Here is an 18664-nt window from a genome sequence, read left to right on the forward strand (position 1 = left end):
TTAGTTGACGGACACGCGCTCGGCATCGCCGAACAGATCACTGCCTGAGACCACGACGCGCTCGCCGGGCTGCAGGCCTGAAAGGATTTCCACTTCGCCCAGGCTGCTCACGCCCAGTTGCACCGGACGACGGATGGCGACGCTGCCGTCCATCACGTACGCCTGGCCATTGCCTTGTTCAACGAACGGGCCACGCTCCACCTTCAGCACATTGCGCCGGGTGTCGAGCACCACCCGGGCCTGCATGCGCTGGCTCTGGCGCAGGCCCTGGGGCTGCTTGTCAGTGAAGCGGATGCGGGCATTCACTTCGCCAGCCACCACTTCCGGCGACACTGCGCTGATCTCGCCCGGGAACGGCTGACCGTTGCCGCTGGTGAGCTGGGCCGGGATGCCGATGCTCAGGTCGCGGGCGAAGCTCTCCGGCACCTTGATCTCGATCTCGAAGCGCGACAGGTCGACCACGCCCAGCACCGGTGCGTTGGCCGGCACCTGAGTGTGCTGGGTGGCCTGCACCTGGCCGACCTGGCCATCGAACGGCGCGCGCAGGGTCAGCGCATCCACCTGGCGCTGCACTTCGTCCACTACCGCGCGCTGGCGGTCGGCCAGCAGGCGCTTGTTGCGGGCGTCCAGGTCCGCACCCTGGCCCTGCAGGCGCGCGTCGGTCTGGGCGTTGGCCAGCGAGATGTCCGCCTTCTTCAAGGTGTCGTTGGCCTTGGCCAGGTCGATCTGCGGCACCGCGCCGCCGTCATAGCCGCGCTGATAGCGCTGCAGGTCGCGCTCGGCGGCCTGGCGCTCGATGCTGGCCTGGTCGGTGTCCTTGCGTGCCTTGGCCCGGGCCAGGGTGGCGTCGAGCTGGGCGCGACTGGCTTCGGCCTCCAGGCCGGCCAGGGTGGCCTGTTCCTGGGCCAGCTTGCTGCGCAGTTCCGGGCTGTCGATGATTGCCAGTTCCTGCCCCTTCTTCACCACGTCACCGGCCACCACTTTCAGGTCCACGGTGCCGGCCGAGATCGCGTACAGCACCGGGCTGTTGGCGGCGATCACCCGGCCGTCGGCGGCGATGTCGCGGACCAGGTCGCCTTTGGTCACCTCTGCAATGCGGACGCGGCTGCTGTCCACCGAGCGGCTGGCCCCCAGCCAGGCGCGCACCGCGAAGCCGATGGCAAGCAGTACCACCAGGGCAGCCAGGCCCGGCCACAGCCAGCGTTTCCAGGGCGCGGCGGTGGCCGTCGGGGCGAAGGATTGGTCCTGGGCGGAAGTGTCGCGGATCATCGGGCTCGTTCGCGTTGGGTCTGCGTGAATACAAAGCAGACTTCGTGCCAACTTTGAGCCCTTGGAAAACAATGGCTTGCGTAACCCTCAAGGTTGTCCGGGTGTCCGCGGACACTGTGCCGGACACTTTTGTTAAGCGGACACGCACCAAGCCTTCCGGGCGGCCACGTTAGAATGCGGGCCTCTACAGCAGGGATACGACGCTATGTGCGGCATTGTGGGTGCGATCGCCGATCGCGATGTGGTTCCAGTTCTGATCGAAGGCCTGAAGCGCCTGGAATACCGCGGCTACGACTCCTCCGGCATTGCCGTCATCGACAAGACCCAGGCCCAGCCGGACGTGCGCCGCGTGCGCCGCACCGGTCGCGTGGCCGAAATGGAAAAGGCCGCCGCCAGTGAAGGCTTCGACGCCCAGCTGGGCATCGGCCACACCCGTTGGGCCACCCACGGCGGCGTCACCGAGGCCAATGCCCACCCGCACATCAGCCACGGCGTGGCCCTGGTGCACAACGGCATCATCGAAAACCACGAGGAGCAGCGCGAGAAGCTGCGCGCGCTGGGCTATGTGTTCGAGTCGCAGACCGACACCGAAGTCATCGCCCACCTGATGCACTATCACCTGAAGGGTGGCGATTCCCTGCTCACTGCCCTGCAGCGCACCGTAAAGGAACTGACCGGTGCATATGCACTGGCCGTGATGAGCCGCGCCGAACCCAACCACTTCGTGTGCGCCCGCATGGGCTGCCCGCTGCTGGTCGGCCTGGGCGAGGGCGAGAACTTCGTCGCCTCGGACGTGTCGGCCATCGTTTCGGCCACCCGCAAGGTGATCTTCCTGGAAGAGGGCGACACCGCCGAGGTCAGCCGCGACGGCGTGCAGGTGTACGACGAGCACGACCAGCCGGTTGTCCGCAACGTGCACCTGTCGGATGTGTCGCTGGCCTCGCTGGAACTCGGCCCGTACCGCCACTTCATGCAGAAGGAAATCCACGAGCAGCCGCGCGCGCTGGGCGACACCATCGAAGCGGCGATCGACGCCGGTGGTTTCCCGGCCGAGCTGTTCGGAAAGAATGCCGAAAGCGTGCTGGCCGGCATTGAAGGCGTGCAGATTCTCGCCTGCGGCACCAGCTATTACTCCGGCCTGACCGCGCGCTACTGGATCGAAGCGATTGCCGGCCTGCCGTGCAGCGTGGAAATCGCCAGCGAGTACCGCTACCGCGCCGCCTATGCCAACCCCAAGCATCTGATCGTCACCATCTCGCAGTCCGGCGAAACCCTGGACACCATGGAGGCGCTGAAGTACGCCAAGAGCCTGGGTCACAAGCACACGCTGTCGATCTGCAACGTGCCGGAAAGCGCTATTCCGCGCGCCAGCGAACTGGTCTGCTACACCCGTGCCGGTGCCGAGATCGGCGTGGCCTCGACCAAGGCCTTTACCACCCAGCTGGCTGCGCTGTTCCAGCTGACTGTGGTGCTGGGCAAGCTGCATGGCCGCGTTGATGCCGCGCAGGAAGCCGAGTACCTGGAACAGCTGCGCTTCCTGCCGGGCAGCGTGCAGCATGCGCTGAACATGGAACCGCAGATTGCCGCGTGGGCGGAACGTTTCGCACGCAAGAGCAGCGCGCTGTTCCTCGGCCGTGGCCTGCATTACCCGATTGCACTGGAAGGCGCGCTCAAGCTGAAGGAAATCACCTATATCCACGCCGAAGCGTACCCGGCCGGGGAGCTCAAGCACGGCCCGCTGGCGCTGGTGGACGAAGACATGCCGGTGGTGGTGATCGCCCCCAACGACAGCCTGTTGGAAAAGGTGAAGTCGAACATGCAGGAAGTGCGCGCCCGCGGCGGCGAGCTGTTCGTGTTCGCCGACCAGGACAGCAATTTCTCCGAAAGCGAAGGCGTGCACGTCATCCGCACCCCGCGCCACGCCGGCGTGCTCAGCCCGGTGGTGCACACCATCCCGGTACAGCTGCTGGCGTACCACACCGCACTCGCACGCGGCACCGACGTGGACAAGCCGCGTAACCTGGCCAAGAGCGTCACCGTCGAATAACGCTCTTCTCGATCCCGCCACGCATGTCTGCGTGGATGGTGATCGAAATCCCATCGCCGTCGGGGACGCCGGCACTGATGGAAATCCCGTAGAGCGGGGCTTGCCCCGCTGCTCTTCGCGCAAATGGCCGGTCAATGACCGGCCATTTTTCGTTCGCGCACGTACGGACACGCCATGCATGTCCGCACTCCGCGCCGGCCCCACGCCTCCAACTACGCCGACACCTTCCCCCGAACCTTCTTCACCTTAACCACCGGCTCATCCACCGACAGAATGATCCGCCCAGGCTCTTCATCGATACGAAGACGACTACGCACCGTGCCACCCATTCGATGTATCCACATCCCACGCATCTTGAAGTAGGGCACGTAAGTTCCGTCCACGATGACGGGCCGACCATCCGGGCCATTCAGTACGCCAACGCGTACATATCTGGGTCGGTACCAGCCGGCGCTGGGCTTCTTGCTTTCTTGGTCTTCTGCAGTGTCTGCAGCGTTAATGTTGAGCGAGCCATCAGTCTTCTTGCGCACCATCAATCTCCTCTTGGATTGCTTCCGGTCAGGGCGACGGGAAAGCTGGGTTGAAACGCGTTCGAGGAGAGATCAGGCTCCAGAGCACTCCTCACACAGATCGTGGCGAGGATTGCTACTACGCCTGTAGCCTAATAGACAGTTCGTCGACCGGCATATTTTTGTGCCTAATCAGACGCTTGATGTCTTGATTGGCTCGGATTCGCATGCGGATGGCAAGATCGATGGTGCGGTTTCGATCATTTCAAGCCAAGGCGGTAGTTGAGTTCATGAAGTCAAAGAAGGCCAGAGGGTTTAGCACATTCGACGTCTCCGAATACCTCCGTACTCCGGAGGAGATGGCGGCCTATCTGGATGCCTGCATTGAAGAGAGCGAGGGTGATGCCGCGTTCATCGCCAGGGCGTTGGGCGATATCGCTCGTGCACAAGGCATGACCAGAGTCGCGCGCGAGGCGGGTGTGTCGCGTGATATCTTGTATCGCGCATTGTCGGGTGAGCGTAGCCCGGACTTCTCGACCATTCTGAAAGTGACAAGGGCGTTGTGCCTGAAACTTCAGGTCAATGCGATGTGAGCAGAGAGCTCGCGCAGATGGGCCGCTCTCTGAAGTGCGGGCCTGATACGGACTTCTAAGGTTCCGCTCAATGGCTCTGTGGGCGACGGTCCAGCGCCTTACAGGTCGCCAGATAGTCATCCACTGCCTCTTCAAAGGCCGCCTGCAAATCCTTTGGCGAGTCGGCCTGATAGGTCACCAGATCGTCAATGAAGAGAATCCTTCCCCGGCAGACCAAGCTCTCCTGATCCAGTTCGCCAGTGCCCTCGTAGCCAGCGTACTTGATGATGTTCATTTCTTGTCTGCGTTCTTGAGGAAGGGAGCCGAGGTAACGCTAGAACAGACCCGTGAATAGAGATTTCGATTTTCGGTCATCCGCGTACAGAGCTCGGTACAACATTGCCGGTGAGCTACGCAGAACAGATCTAGAGATACCGCACACACGGGACACTCGCAGTCATCTTTCCTGATACGCCCAGTATTTCCAGCGTATCTCCGTTCCATCGGCCGCCGCGATAGTCGTCTCCAACCGTGACCACCCATTCACCGGCCAGTAGTTCCTCTTCGTACAGGACTTCACCCTTCGGCGTGGTCACCCGGGCAATGACGAACGTACCGCCTGGTGCGAAACGCCGGATCAGTCGGACCCGGAACTTCCGGCTGGGGTGGGTGCGGGAGCAGGGCAATTCGGTGTCCAGGCGATAGCCTGCGTCGCGGACGCTCTGTGCTGCCGTGCGTAGCGGCTCTGCATCGGTACCAAACTCAGCGGCGCGGTCGACCAACGCGTCTTGCACGCACTGCAGTATGCGCACGTCCTGCTCGTCCTGCGGGGCATCGAACCAGCCATCCAGATCGAAGCTTTCAGCGAGAAACTCGCCGACACCACCGGTGGCCTCTGGCGACCATAACCGCTTGCCGTCCGTGTTCGGGCCGAGGTAAATGACCAGTCGCCACATGCCGTTGAAGTCGTACTTCTTCGGCAGGTAATGGCGAAGGGTATTCAGTACGTGGTCGCTGGCGGCGCGAAGGCGACCAATGCCTTCCCTGCCGTGCTCGGTAGGCAACACCATGACATCACGAAGGTACACGGTCAATTCCATTGACGGGACGGTGCTGGATCATTTCCCGTTTGATCGAGGCAGGTCAAGCATTTCGGGAAATGATGAATAGGCATCTCCTGTGCCAAAGCTGGCTGCTCGAAAAACTTTAGCCCTCTCTGCCCGGAACATTCAGCGCCGGTTCTACGCCCGGTGCCATTCTCAGAGTCGTCAACCAGTTCTGCGACGAACTGTCACTTGACTCACTCAGTACCCTGCAACAGGAACCAGAATGAACGCTCGTGAACTTCTGCAGCTGAAGAAACAAGCCGTCATCACCATCGACGTGGAGGACACCATCGGTGCCGCCGCGCACAAGATGAGCGCAAACAAGATCGCCGCGCTGGTGGTCACCCGCGACGATGTGCCGGTCCGGATCATTTCCGAGAAAGACATCGTGCGCAGCCTTGCCGACGACGGCCCGCAGGCCGGTCGACGGGTCATCTCGTCGTTACCGTCTGCCGGGCTGGAAGGCATCTCGCCCGAGGCGACGCTGAAGCAGGCGATGGCGTTGATGACGTACTCGCGGCATCGGCATCTGATGGTCACCGAGGGTGACCGTCTGGTTGGCATCCTCAGTCTGGGCGATATCGTCAAGAACCTGCTTGGGGAGCTGGAGCTGGAGAAGGCGGTTCTCCAGGATATTTACATGGCGGCTCACTGACGCCGGCTTCGGTCGTGGGAGCGGGGCAAGCCCCGCTCTACGAATCCGCCAGTCTGCGTTGCTGATCAAGGTGTGTAGATGCGTCAGCACCCGCGACGGGTGCGTGGCAGTGAATCCTGGCGGAGCTGATTGATTTCTTGAAGTGGTGCGACGCTCTTCCCGGCAGGATGAAGATCGGCTCTCGGCGAACGAGCGCTGTTTCGAACCCCGGAGAGGAAGTGCACGGATGCAGCACCGCAAGACCATCGTAGTAGCAGTCCTGGCTGTCGGGTTCATCGCTACAGCAGCGCTACCGGCGCTGATGAGTACAACTGGAGGCGCGGCCTGCCATGCCGAGCGTTGCAGGGACGACCCTCGGTCACGCCTTGCGGCAATACCTCCTAGCCCAAGCCGCCAGCTCCCAGACCGTCGGCTCTCGATGGAGGAGGTTCGGGAACGGATCCATTCTGAGGTATTCCAGAGCCTTGGAGCCAAGTCATATCAGATCGCCAGGGTGGGGGATATCCGCCCTCCTGGGGACGCGTTGGCATACGTGAAGGAACGTCTTGCCATGTCGGACAGTGGAGACGGACTGGCGACCTTCGATATCTACCTGACCGTAATGGATTGCAGGAGTCAACTCGTCAGATCAACCCACGGGCCAGTTGGCGTTGGGACACCAGCACTAGGCATGGTGGATCTGCGGACCATGGAGCGAAAACTTCAAGAGTGCAGCGAGCTCTATGGCGATGCGGGGTTCATGGAGGGGAAATGGCTGGCGCTCGCCGCACAACAAGGCTCCATCGAAGCAAAGCTCTATTACACGATCGATACAGCAACGGTGCTCGGCGACCCTTTCGAGAGGTTGAACAACCCCGAGTCGATCATCGCGTGGAAGGAGAACGCCGCGACCTACCTTCATGACGTTGCTGCAACAGGCAATCTCGACGCCGTTCTGCGGCTGTCCGATGCCTATGACAGAGGCTTGATCGTCCAGAAGAACCGGGAAATGGCCTACGCGTATGCGTTAGCTGCAAACAGGATTCAACCCGGTTTGTCCGCGCCAATCACGATGCGGGACCTTGAAGAAGGGCTATCGATCAAGCAGCGGGAATCGGCGATCGCCCTTTCGCGCCGGATCTACTCGTCCTGTTGCGAACCTTGAAGAGAGAAAAAATGGTCAAAAGGAATGGAATCATAATTTTCGTCGGCATTGCCGCGCTTGGCATAGGGATTGCAGCCGCAACCAACGTCATACCGCCGCGCCACTTTGGGCCTTACTACTGCGGCACCTGCTTGCTCGAGCCACGTATGCCCGACCCTTCTACACTGGCATTCCTGAATCAGTATCGGAAAAAAATGCTGGAGAACCGGGACCGATTGTTCACTGGCGACAGCATAAGTGTTTGCAGCCGCGGCTTCTGCACTACTTACACCATCACTGACACAGGCGACTTCTGGGGTGGGGGGACAATGAGCAATGCGTCACCGATTGGCGGCGGCGGTGGACCGGGTGGCGTCGTGGGTGGAGGCGGAGGAGGAGGAGGTTCAACCGGTGTGGTAACGGTTGGGCCCGGTACTCCGGTGGCGCCGCCGATGGAGCCCTGCAAGTTTGGCGATGCCATTCGCTGGGTGCCTGTAGGCGGCTGCGACTTCTAGATTGCGGGGAGCGGGGCAGAGCCCCCGCTCTACGTTTTGGCTCCTCGCGCGAACGCGCAGCAAGTGGCGGCACCGCGCCTTAACAAAACTTGCACAATCCTGAAGGCAACCCGATAATGCCTGCAATTGCAACTCATTTGCATTGGTGGCCGTCCGACTGACGCAGCGCTGGCCAATGCGGTCACCGCTTTCCCGTCAGGAGTTACGTTCGATGCCTTCCCCCACGTTAAACCCGGCCCGCGTGCCCTTCACGCGTCTGCCGGTCCTGCGCATGAGCGCGCTGTCCCTGGCCCTGCTTGCTGCCACGCCGGCCTTCGCAGACGAAGTGGCCGCTGGCGTTGACCAGGCCCAGACCCTGGACACCTTGAACGTGCGCGCCGACCGCGATGCCAATACGGAAGGCTCGGGCAACTATGGTGCGAAGGCCACCACGCTGTTCAAGGGCGTGCAGAGCATCCGCCAGACCCCGCAGCCGGTCACCGTGATCTCCCGTCAGCTGCTGGATGACCGTGCCCTGCTGGACCTGCACGACGTGCTGCAGAACACCCCCGGCGTCACCGTCGACTACGTCGACAGCGAGCGCGTGACCTACTTCTCGCGCGGCTTCTCCATCGACGCGCTGCAGATCGATGGCCTGTCGATCGACCAGTCCGGCTCGGTGTTCATCCAGCCCGATACCGCTGTGCTCGACCGCGTCGAAATCCTGCGCGGTGCCGCAGGCCTGCTGAAGGGTGCGGGCAACCCGTCGGCGACGGTCAACATGGCGCGCAAGCGTCCGACCGAGACCTTCCAGGCCAGCGGCGCGCTGAGCGTGGGCAGCTGGGACCGTCGCCGCGCCGAGGCCGATGTGTCCGGCCCGCTCAACAGCGCCGGCACGGTGCGTGGCCGCTTGGTGGCCGCCTATGACGAGAAGGACTTCTTCCAGAAGGCACGCGAGGAAGAGAAGCGCACGGTGTACGGCGTGATCGAGGCCGATCTGACCGACTCGACGCTGCTCACCGCCAGCCTGCAGCAGACCGACCTCGACGCCACCGGCTCCTGGGGCGGCATGCCCAGCGATTTCGACGGTCGCGCGCTGGACCTGCCGCGCAGCACCTACCTGGGCGCGTCGTGGAATCAATGGAACCGCTACAACCAGCAGGCCTTCCTGTCGCTGGAGCACCGCTTTGACAACGGCTGGCGCACGGCGCTCAGCTATGCGTTCACCCGTTTCGGCTACAACGGCCCCTTCATCCAGACCTCGTTCTCGCGTTCGAACACCAGCAATCCGTACCTGGTCGACGTTGATACGGCCATCTACGGTCCTGCGGGCAGCCACCAGAACGCGGTCAACTTCGTCGCTGAAGGTCCGATCGAGCTGTTCGGGCGTACCCATCAGCTGACCGTGGGCGCGGAAGGCCGCAACGTGAAGACGGCCAACTCGTCGGGCTACTGGGGCATCAACCGCATGCGCAATGTCGACGCGCGCACCTGGGACCCGTACACCAGCTACGCTCCGCCGCAGGAAGGCGACGTGGGCACGTACTATGCCGGCATCAACAACGAGACGCAGCAGAAGGGCGTGTTCGCGGTAGCGCGTGTGTCGATCACCGATCCGCTGACCGCCCTGGTGGGCGCGCGCCTGAACTGGTGGGAATACAGCGTGCCGACCAACCCGTCCAGCAACTACAGTGTGGACCGTGAGTTCATGCCGTATGCGGGCCTGGTGTACGACCTGAGCTCCACGCTGAGCCTGTATGCCAGCTACAGCGAGATCTTCGTTCCGCAGAATGCCTACCAGGCCGACGGCCAGTTGCTGAAGCCGATCACCGGCCAGGACTACGAAGCAGGCATCAAGGGCGAGTTCTTCGCCGGCCGGTTGAATGCGGCGCTGTCGGCGTTCCGCATCAATAACGTCGGTCGCGCGATGGACGACGCTTCCAGCGCCAATCCGTGCCTGCCGTATTACACCACCGGCTACTGCAAGGTGGACGGCGGCAAGACCCGCAGCCAGGGCTGGGAAGCGGAAGTCAGCGGCCAGCTGACCGAGGGCTGGCAGATGATGGCCGGCTACACCAACACCCGCACCGAGTACCTGCGCGACCCCAGCGCAGCGAATCTCGGCCAGCCGCTGCGTTCGGCCGATCCCCGCCACCTGCTGCGCCTGTCCACCAGCTACCGGTTCCCGGGTGTGCTCAACAAGCTCCGCGCAGGCGCGTCGGTGCAGGCCCAGAGCGAGACCTACGTGACCTCGCGTGGGGTGACCTCGCGTCAGGGCGGCTACGCGGTCTACGGCGTGATGGCCGGCTATGACCTGTCCGAAGCGATCAGCCTGCAGCTCAACGTCAACAATCTGTTCGACAAGAGCTACTTCCGCAAGTACGGTCCGAACACCTTCAATACGTACTATGCAGATCCGCGCAATGTGATGTTCAGCGTGCGCGCCCGGTTCTGATCAGAGCGTCAACAGAGTTAGAAGCGCCGGGCATCTGCCCGGCGCTTTTGCTTCTGCGTCGACGGTAATGGCCGATATGAGGGCGACCAACGTTCATCGGTAGCCGCGTTTCAGTTTGCCGGAGTAAGTGAGGATTCCAGACATGCGTATGACCTCGTCTACTTCCTCCGGCGTCATGGTGTAGATCCGTCGGATCTCCTCTTCCGGTGTCTCTGTATTGAAGCGCCCGATCAGCGGATAGCCCTTCTGTCGAGGAGCATCCAACTTGGCGTTGGCACGTTCTTTGGGGTTGGGCTTTCGGGTAGTCATGGACTGAGCATACGAGAGTCGGATGACTGGATTCGTCTTCGGAAACCCGCGTTCACGAGCTACAGCCCGTTTGGTGTGAAAGGCGGTGTTCACTGACGCGAACAACTATTTCTGATGATGCGCTGGGTCCATGAACAGCGGGCAGGTGATGTCGCGAATGACAGGACGATGGCTAGGTCGACTGCGTACGCAAGGCCATCAGGTCATCCACCAGCAGCCGATACGCCTCCTCCCGCTTCCCAGCCTCCTGTCGCAGTACCCATGACGGATGCACGGTAGCGAACCCGCGCGTTTCATCTTCCAACGTATGCCAACGCCCCCGGTCACGGCTCAGGTTGAACCCGCTGCCAAAAACCGCCCGCGCAGCACTCGCTCCCAGGCACACGATCACCTTCGGACTTACCTGCTCGATCTCGGCGAGCAGCCAGGGGCGGCAGGCATTGATGTGAGTGACCTGTGGTTTCGAATGGATACGCTTCTTGCCTCGCCGCTCAAATCGGAAATGCTTCACCGCGTTGGTGAGGTAAAGCGTGCTGCGATCAATGCCCAGCTCCTGCAATGCGCGGTTGAGCAACTGGCCGGCTGGGCCGACAAACGGATGACCGCTCAGGTCCTCGCTATCACCGGGCTGCTCGCCCACCAACATGATCTGGGCATCGCGCGGACCTTCGCCGAACACCGTCTGGGTGGCGGGCTCCCATAACGGGCATTGGCGGCAACTCGCCGCCGCGGTGCGCAGGCGGTCCAGGTCATCGCCACGCGCCGTGACGGGCTGGCGCTGCGGAACAGGGTGGGCGGGAATCCGGCGCTGCGGGGCCTGCGCCTGACGGTCGTGCATCTCCTGCACGCGGTCGCCGGCGTCACGTACCAGTGTGGGTAACAGCGACGCTTCCGGCAGGTGCTTCCAGTACTTCGCCGGCATCTCCTGCTGCATCATTCGGGTGTTCAGACGCGCGGGATTGAAGATGTTCGCGTAGTAGGTCCGCCACAGCTCCTCGCGCGCGTCTTCGGCAGGCGCATCACTGCGCTGCGCGCCCGGCCCGAAAGCGAGCTGCTGCCCATCCCAATGCACGCTGCGATACGGCGTGAGAATCGACCAGCGCATGCCGGTGAAACGACGCTGGAAGAACGAGGCGGCCCGATCCACGATGTGATGGTCCGGCTCGAACCAGGCAATGAAAGCGTCCGGCTCGCCGGGAACCTCGCGGAATCGCACGAACGCCTTCATCTTGTGGCTGTCGCGGCGCACGGCCTGGGCCAGCGCCATCGCGCGGATCACGTCCGGGTCGGCGGGGTTCGAGAGCAGGGCGCGCTCGCCATGGGTGATCCGCCAGAGCATGCGGTACAGCAGCGGCATGCGCTGCGGGTCACGGTGGCACAGGCAGGTGGCGGCCAGCTCGACGAAGTCCTTTGGCACGGCGACGGTGGATGCCGATGGGGAAGGCGTGGCCTGCGTCAGCGAGGGTGCGTCCAGCAACCCGCCTGCGTCGCCCTGCAGCCAGTCCATTTGTTCGGGAGCCACGTCACACTGCAACGCCATACGCGCGGCGCTGCGCCACGCCTCCAGCGACCACGGCGGATCGACCCGCACACTCCAGCGGTTCATCTCAGCCGGCCAACGCGTCGAACAGAGATGCCTGCTTCGGCGGCGGGGCGAGGCGGGCGCGCAGTGCACCGGGGTTGTCCAGCGCGTTGCGTGGATGATGATCGGCGAGCTGTACGAACGGCAGCAGCTTGCTCATGGGCGCGCGCAGGCGGGCCACGTCAGCCACGCGCAGGCGGCCGTGGCGACGCGCCATCAGCACGCGCTTCACGTTGCGCACGCCCAGGCCGGGCACCCGCAGCAGCATTTCCTTCGGCGCACGATTGAGGTCCACCGGGAAGCGTTCGGGATGGCGGATCGCCCAGGCCATCTTCGGATCGATGTCCAGGTCGAGCATGCCGCCCTGGGTGGTGTCGGTGATCTCCTCCACGCCGTAGCCATAGAAGCGCAGCAGCCAGTCCGCCTGGTACAGCCGGTGCTCGCGTGCGAGGGGCGGGGCCTGCACCGGCAGGATGCGGCTGGCGTCGGGAATCGGGCTGAAGGCCGAGTAGTACACCCGGCGCGTGCGGTAGTTGCCGTACAGGCTGTCGGCGGCGGTGAGAATCTGTTGATCGCTGGCACCGTCGGCCCCGACGATCATCTGCGTGCTTTGGCCGGCAGGGGCGAAGCGGGGCGCGCGGGGGCGGCGTCGGGGGCCTTTGGCGGCCGGCGTGGCACTTGGTGCGACGGTGGCCGGGGCCGCTGTTTTCGCTTCCTTGGCTTCCTCGATGCGCCAGCGCAGTTCACCCATCGCACTGCGAATCGAGGGCATCGACTTCTCTGGCGCAAAGCTGGCCAGCCCCGCTTCGGTCGGAAGTTCTACATTGATCGACAGACGGTCGGCATGACGACCGGCCGCGGCCAGAAGCTCGGGCGAGGCTTCGGGGATGGTCTTGAGGTGGATGTAGCCGTTGAAGCGGTGCTCTTCGCGAAGTTGGCGTGCTACTTCGACCATCCGCTCCATGGTGTAGTCAGCGTTGCGGATGATGCCGCTGGAAAGGAACAGGCCTTCGATGTAGTTGCGCTTGTAGAAGTCCATGGTCAGGGCGACCACCTCTTCGACCGTGAAACGGGCGCGCTGCACGTTGCTGGAGACACGGTTCACGCAATAGGCGCAGTCGTAGATGCAGAAGTTGGTGAGCAGGATCTTCAGCAGGGAGACGCAGCGGCCATCGGGGGTGTAGCTGTGGCAGATGCCCGGGCCATCGGTGCTGCCGATGCCGCCGCTGGCGCGCGAGTCGCGCTTGCCTGCGCCGCTGGAGGCGCAGGAAGCATCGTATTTTGCGGCGTCGGCGAGGATGGCGAGTTTGCGCAGCGTTTCCATATGGAAACGGTAGGGGTGTTCAGTCTCAATGTGTGAGATTGGGGGTGTGAGTGGCTGAAGGGTTCAGGCAGTCGCTTCGGTGTGGGTCCATGCGTTAAAGGGGCGATGGGCGCTATCGGCCGTCGTCTGTCGACCGACGCTACCGCCCCAGCATGCACGGTGGGATGGGATCGGTAGAGTCGCACGACAGTCGACTGCCGATAGCGCCGCCACGTTCATTGGGGCATGACCCCAAACGAGGCAGCGCCCAACACGTGCCTCAAAAACTGACCTTCACCGAATCCGCGCTGTACGTCGCCGGCCCGTGATACACGACTTCAATGTTGTTTCCATCCGGGTCCAGCACGAACGCGCCGTAATACCCGGGATGATACGGCCGCTCACCGGGCGCACCATTGTCCTTCCCGCCTGCTGCAATCGCCGCCCTATGGAACGCATCCACCGTCGCCGCATCGCGCGCCTGGAATGCCAGATGATGCCGACCGGTCAGCTCGCCGGCGGCCGCCTCACTGCTGGCGGTGGAGATGAACAATTCATCGGCCCAGAAGTAGTCGTCGCCTTCGCCGGCAATCGGGATGCCGATGGTGTCGAACACCGCCTGGTAGAAGCGGCGGCTGGCGGGAAGATCACGCACCACCAGCTGGATATGGTCGATCAGGCGGCCGCGATGCAGTTCCATGGTTTCCATGCCGGGTCCTTCGTGATGAGGAGGGGCATGTATAACATCGGGCGAGTTGTGGTGACGTGCGGTTCGGATGACGACCAACGGTCGTCATCTACCGGCGTTGGGGTGCCCGGTAGGCGACGACCGTTGGTCGTCGCCCTCCATTGCGGTGCCAATCAGGCCAGCGGCGTGTTCGAGATGATCTCCACCCAGTAGCCGTCCGGGTCCTTGATGAAGGCCAGATGCTTCATGCGGCCGTCTTCCAGGCGCTTCTGGTACGGCACCTGCAGGTCGTCGAAGCGCTTGCAGGCCGCCTTGATGTCCGGCACGGACACGCAGATGTGGCCGAAGCCGCGCGGGTCGGAGTTGCCGTCGTGGTACACCGGGCCGTCCTGCTTCTCGGTGCCGTGGTTGTGGGTAAGCTCCAGCACGCCGGGAATGCCGGCCATCCACACGCGGCGGGCGTCATCGCCCTCCGGAATGGCGGTGCCGGCGGGCAGCAGGGCCAGGAAGTACAGGCTGAACTGCGCTTCCGGGAAGTCGCGCTGGTCCAGCAGCTGGAAGCCCAGCACTCGGGTGTAGAAGTCCAGCGAGGCGGTGATGTCCTTCACCCGCAACATGGTGTGGTTGAAAACGAAACCGGTGGTTTCGGCCGGCGGCTGGGGGGCCACGCCGGGCTGGGACTGGAAGGCAAGGGTCATGGGGGTCCTCGGGTGCATGAAAACGGAACGTCAGGCCGTTCAGTTTAGCGGCCCGGCGGCAAGGCGACGTAGAATGCAGCATCTCCTTGACTGTTCGTCGACATGTCGCAGCGTGAATGGGTGGCCGCAGCCATCCGCAAGATCGAAGCCGATTTCAACCGCTCGGCGGACACCCATCTGATCCCGATGGACCTGCCGGGCTACCCGGGCATCGAGCTGTACTTCAAAGACGAATCCAGCCACCCCACCGGCAGCCTGAAGCACCGCCTGGCGCGATCGCTGTTCCTGTACGCGCTGGCCAATGGCTGGCTGCGGGAAGGGCGGCCGGTCATCGAGGCCTCCAGCGGGTCCACGGCCGTGTCCGAAGCGTATTTCGCCCGCCTGCTGGGGGTGCCGTTCATCGCGGTGATTCCGGCCAGCACCTCGCCGGAAAAGATCGCCGCCATCGAGTTCCATGGTGGCCGCTGCCACCTGGTGGAACGCGCCTGCGATCTGAACTGCGAATCGGAGCGGCTGGCGCGCGAAACCGGCGGCCACTTCATGGACCAGTTCACCTACGCCGAGCGCGCCACCGACTGGCGTGCCAACAACAACATCGCCGAGTCCATCTTCAAGCAGATGGCCGAGGAACCTCACCCGGTGCCGGAATGGATCGTCTGCAGCCCCGGCACCGGCGGTACCGCGGCGACGCTGGGTCGTTACGTGAGCTACCGTCGGCATGACACCCGCATTCTGTGTGCGGACCCGGAGATCTCGGTGTTCTACGACGGCTACTGTGCGGCACTCGCCGGCGAGCCGTGGCGCGACCTCACCTGTGCCGGCGGTTCGCGGGTGGAGGGCATTGGCCGCCCACGCGTGGAATCCAGCTTCATTCCGACCTGCGTGGATGCCATGGTGAAGGTGCCGGATGCGCTGAGCCTGGCGGCCATGCGCCATGTCAGCCGTCAGCTGGGTCGCCGCGTGGGAGGATCCACCGGCACGAACTTCATCGGCGTGCTGCATGCGGCGCAGCAGATGCGCCGGGCTGGACGCAGTGGTTCCATCGTCACCATTCTGTGTGACAGCGGCGAGCGCTATGCGCACAGCTACTACAACCCGGAGTGGTACTCGCGGCAGGGCATTGATGTGGACACGTCGGATGCGGTGATTGCGGGTGCGGTGAACGGGCAGGTGTTGCCGTCGCTGGCGGAGGCGTCGTTGCAGCCGTTGTATTGATGCCGTATCACGCCCGACTGGCCTCGTAGGCATCCAGCACCACATCCCGCAGCACCGGCGGCAGATCCTCATAGGCCGTCGCGTGATCATCGAAATGCAGGTCCAGATTCACGTCCGCCTGGTCCGCCTGCGCGGCAATGAACACCAGCAGCGTGCACAGGACGAACTCGCGCTCATGTCCCTTTTCGCACTGCATGGCCCCACGTTCGATCACCTCATACGGGAACCACATCTGGTCCTCGTGCAGCCTTCCGTGCTGCGCGCCCAGCACCTGTTCCAGCGCCTCGCGGTGTCGCGCGTGCTCGGCGCTTCTGCCGAGGGCGGCAATCCAGTCCAGCTCGCGCGGGCTGGCGGTGGCAAGCAGGGCGAAAGGCGGTGCAATGGCCTGAACCGCGTCCATGAACCCTCCAGGGAAAGCGTTCGTTGGGACTCCAGCGTCGTCCGCGCGCCGTGGTCCGGGCGTGAATGAATGTGAAAAGGTTGCATCCGGGCCTTGTGCCTGCCCGCAGCCAGTGCCATATCGTGTGCATTGACCCGCTGTCTGGAGATGCCTGTGACCCCCGCCAATCCGCTGCTCGACTTTTCGAGCCTGCCGCGTTTCGATGCCATCCAGCCCGCGCACATTGGCCCGGCGATCGATGCCTTGCTGGAGCAGGCCGAAGCGGCGGTGAAGGAGGCAGAAGCGGTGAGCCCGGTCACCTGGGAGACGTTCGTGGTGCCGCTGGACGATGCCACCGAGCGCCTGTGGCGGGCCTGGGGCCAGGTGGGGCACCTGCAGGGCGTGGTGAACACGCCGGAACTGCGTGAAGCCTATAACGCCAATCTGCCCAAGGTGACCCGCTTCGGCAGCGCGCTGGGCCAGAACCTGAAGTTGTTCGAGCAGTACCGTGCGCTGGCAGCCAGTGCCGAAGCCGCGCACTTCGACGTTGCCCAGCGCAAGGTGCTGGACAACGCGCTGCGCGATTTCCGTCTGGGCGGTGCCGAGCTGGATGACGCTGGCAAGGCCCGTTACAGCGCCATCCGCGAGGAACTGTCGGCGTTGTCGGCGAAGTTCTCACAGAATGTGCTGGATGCCACCGACGCGTGGTCGCTGATCGTCGAAGACGCCGCCGAACTGGCGGGCCTGCCGGAGGACGTGGTGGCTGCGGCCCGTGCCGGCGCGGAAAAGGACGGCAAGGCCGGGTGGAAGCTCACCCTGCAGATGCCGTGCTACCTGCCGGTGCAGACCTATGCGTCGCATCGCCCGTTGCGTGAGTCGCTGTACCGCGCCAATGCACTGCGCGCCTCCGAGTTCGGCGATGCCGCATTGGACAACAGCGGCAACATCGACCGGGTGCTGGCGCTGCGCGCCGAGCTGGCATCGCTGCTGGGCTTTGCCAACTACGCCGAGTATTCCATTGCCACCAAGATGGCTGACGACGCAGCCCAGGTGCTGACCTTCCTGCGGGATCTGGCCGCCCGCGCCAAGCCCTACGCGCAGCGCGACCGCGCGGAACTGGAAGCCTTTGCCCGCGAAGAACTGGGTCTGGAAACGCTGGAAGCCTGGGACCTGGCCTATGCCAGCGAAAAGCTGAAGCAGGCCCGCTACAGCTATTCCGCGCAGGAGGTGAAGCAGTACTTCACCGAACCGAAGGTGCTGGAGGGGTTGTTCAGCGTCATCCGTGGCCTGTACGGGCTGGAGGTGCAGCCGGACGTGGCTCCGGTGTGGCATCCGGACGTGCGCTTCTATCGCGTGGTGGACGCGCAGGGTGGGCTGGTCGGTCAGTTCTATCTGGACCTGTACGCACGCGAAGGCAAGCGAGGTGGGGCCTGGATGGATGACTGCCGCAACCGCCGCGACACCGCGCAGGGCGTGCAGACCCCGCTGGTGTATCTGGTCTGCAACTTCGGGCGCGGCAGCGACGGCAAGCCCGCCACTTTCAGTCACGATGAAGTGACTACCCTGTTCCATGAAATGGGCCATGGCCTGCATCAGCTGCTGACCCGCGTGGGCGAGCTGGGTGTGGCCGGCATCAATGGCGTGGAATGGGATGCGGTCGAGCTGCCCAGCCAGTTCATGGAGAACTTCTGCTGGGAGTGGGATCGCGTGCAGGCGATGACCGCACACGTGGACAGCGGCGAACCGCTGCCGCGCGCGCTGTTTGATCGCATGCTGGCCGCGCGTAATTTCCAGAGCGGCATGTTCACCGTGCGTCAGCTGGAATTCGCACTGTTCGACATGCAGCTGCACAGCGAATATGCACCTGCGCAGGACAGCGTGCTGCAGCTGCTGGAGCGTGTGCGTGATGAGGTGGCGGTAAACCGTCCGCCGGAATGGAATCGCTTCCCGCATCAGTTCAGCCACATCTTCGCCGGCGGTTACGCGGCCGGGTACTACAGCTACAAGTGGGCTGAAGTGCTGAGCGCGGATGCGTACGCCGCGTTCGAAGAAACGCCCGGCGAGGTGGCAGAGACCGGCAAGCGTTTCCGCGACGAGGTGCTGTCGCGCGGTGGCAGTCGTAGTGCGGCGGAGAACTTCGCTGCGTTCCGTGGGCGTGCACCGACGGTGGATGCGCTGCTGCGCCACAACGGGATGGCGGGGTAACGGTACCGCATCCGGTAGCGCCGGCCGTTGGCCGGCCCATGCAATGTCTGGGCCG

General features: G+C 63.7%; 17 protein-coding genes. 7 read left to right on the forward strand and 10 right to left on the reverse strand.

Annotation, left to right across the window (positions count from 1 at the left end; translation table 11 throughout):
• Positions 1-1269 (reverse strand): efflux RND transporter periplasmic adaptor subunit, encoded by a 1269-nt coding sequence (locus RT551_RS05035; protein ID WP_313456127.1) that lies wholly within the window; start codon positions 1267-1269, stop codon positions 1-3.
• Between the two features lie 205 nt (positions 1270-1474).
• On the opposite strand from RT551_RS05035, the gene glmS reads away from it, so the two are divergent.
• The gene (glmS, locus tag RT551_RS05040; RefSeq protein ID WP_313456129.1) at positions 1475-3316 is read left to right on the forward strand and encodes a glutamine--fructose-6-phosphate transaminase (isomerizing); all 1842 of its coding nucleotides are present in this window, start codon (positions 1475-1477) and stop codon (positions 3314-3316) included.
• A 212-nt stretch (positions 3317-3528) separates the two neighbouring features.
• Here glmS and RT551_RS05045 read toward each other — a convergent pair whose 3' ends face one another.
• Positions 3529-3846, reverse strand: coding sequence for a hypothetical protein (locus RT551_RS05045; protein WP_313456131.1), 318 nt, complete (start codon positions 3844-3846; stop codon positions 3529-3531).
• Positions 3847-4115: 269 nt separating this feature from the next.
• Here RT551_RS05045 and RT551_RS05050 point away from each other — a divergent pair, with 269 nt between their 5' ends.
• On the forward strand, positions 4116-4418 hold the full coding sequence (locus RT551_RS05050) for an addiction module antidote protein (RefSeq protein WP_313456133.1): 303 nt from the start codon (positions 4116-4118) through the stop codon (positions 4416-4418).
• Between the two features lie 67 nt (positions 4419-4485).
• Here the strand turns inward: RT551_RS05050 and RT551_RS05055 are convergent, their stop codons facing one another.
• The gene (locus RT551_RS05055) at positions 4486-4692 is read right to left on the reverse strand and encodes a type II toxin-antitoxin system HicB family antitoxin (RefSeq protein WP_313456134.1); all 207 of its coding nucleotides are present in this window, start codon (positions 4690-4692) and stop codon (positions 4486-4488) included.
• Positions 4693-4822: 130 nt separating this feature from the next.
• Positions 4823-5497, reverse strand: coding sequence for a hypothetical protein (locus tag RT551_RS05060; protein WP_313456136.1), 675 nt, complete (start codon positions 5495-5497; stop codon positions 4823-4825).
• Between the two features lie 229 nt (positions 5498-5726).
• On the opposite strand from RT551_RS05060, the gene RT551_RS05065 reads away from it, so the two are divergent.
• The 3 genes from RT551_RS05065 to RT551_RS05075 all read left to right on the forward strand — a co-directional run bounded on the left by RT551_RS05065 (position 5727) and on the right by RT551_RS05075 (position 10230).
• Entirely contained in the window at positions 5727-6158 is a 432-nt protein-coding gene (locus RT551_RS05065) for a CBS domain-containing protein (protein ID WP_313456138.1), read from the forward strand.
• A gap of 550 nt (positions 6159-6708) precedes the next feature.
• Positions 6709-7302 carry a hypothetical protein gene (locus RT551_RS05070; protein WP_313456140.1) on the forward strand — a complete coding sequence of 198 codons (594 nt, stop codon included), beginning with the start codon at positions 6709-6711 and terminating at the stop codon, positions 7300-7302.
• Positions 7303-8067: 765 nt separating this feature from the next.
• Positions 8068-10230 (forward strand): TonB-dependent siderophore receptor, encoded by a 2163-nt coding sequence (locus tag RT551_RS05075; RefSeq protein WP_313456141.1) that lies wholly within the window; start codon positions 8068-8070, stop codon positions 10228-10230.
• Between the two features lie 93 nt (positions 10231-10323).
• On the opposite strand, the gene RT551_RS05080 is transcribed toward RT551_RS05075, so the two are convergent.
• The 5 genes from RT551_RS05080 to gloA form a co-directional block, all read right to left on the reverse strand.
• Positions 10324-10539 carry a hypothetical protein gene (locus RT551_RS05080; RefSeq protein WP_313456143.1) on the reverse strand — a complete coding sequence of 72 codons (216 nt, stop codon included), beginning with the start codon at positions 10537-10539 and terminating at the stop codon, positions 10324-10326.
• A gap of 172 nt (positions 10540-10711) precedes the next feature.
• The gene (locus tag RT551_RS05085; RefSeq protein WP_313456144.1) at positions 10712-12145 is read right to left on the reverse strand and encodes a UdgX family uracil-DNA binding protein; all 1434 of its coding nucleotides are present in this window, start codon (positions 12143-12145) and stop codon (positions 10712-10714) included.
• A gap of 1 nt (position 12146) precedes the next feature.
• A complete protein-coding gene (locus tag RT551_RS05090; protein WP_313456145.1) occupies positions 12147-13445 on the reverse strand; it encodes a putative DNA modification/repair radical SAM protein in 1299 nt (432 codons plus the stop codon).
• A gap of 259 nt (positions 13446-13704) precedes the next feature.
• Positions 13705-14133 (reverse strand): VOC family protein, encoded by a 429-nt coding sequence (locus RT551_RS05095; RefSeq protein ID WP_313456146.1) that lies wholly within the window; start codon positions 14131-14133, stop codon positions 13705-13707.
• A 152-nt stretch (positions 14134-14285) separates the two neighbouring features.
• Positions 14286-14810, reverse strand: coding sequence for a lactoylglutathione lyase (gene gloA / locus RT551_RS05100; RefSeq protein ID WP_313456147.1), 525 nt, complete (start codon positions 14808-14810; stop codon positions 14286-14288).
• Between the two features lie 102 nt (positions 14811-14912).
• Here gloA and RT551_RS05105 point away from each other — a divergent pair, with 102 nt between their 5' ends.
• Positions 14913-16025 carry a PLP-dependent cysteine synthase family protein gene (locus RT551_RS05105; protein WP_313456149.1) on the forward strand — a complete coding sequence of 371 codons (1113 nt, stop codon included), beginning with the start codon at positions 14913-14915 and terminating at the stop codon, positions 16023-16025.
• A 7-nt stretch (positions 16026-16032) separates the two neighbouring features.
• Here the strand turns inward: RT551_RS05105 and RT551_RS05110 are convergent, their stop codons facing one another.
• Positions 16033-16425, reverse strand: a complete 393-nt coding sequence (locus RT551_RS05110; protein WP_313456151.1) for a hypothetical protein — start codon at positions 16423-16425, stop codon at positions 16033-16035.
• Between the two features lie 147 nt (positions 16426-16572).
• On the opposite strand from RT551_RS05110, the gene RT551_RS05115 reads away from it, so the two are divergent.
• A complete protein-coding gene (locus RT551_RS05115; protein WP_313456152.1) occupies positions 16573-18609 on the forward strand; it encodes a M3 family metallopeptidase in 2037 nt (678 codons plus the stop codon).
• The last annotated feature ends 55 nt before the right edge of the window (positions 18610-18664 follow it).

The sequence above is a fragment of the Stenotrophomonas sp. genome (genome assembly GCF_032103445.1).
Taxonomy (GTDB): Bacteria; Pseudomonadota; Gammaproteobacteria; order Xanthomonadales; family Xanthomonadaceae; genus Stenotrophomonas.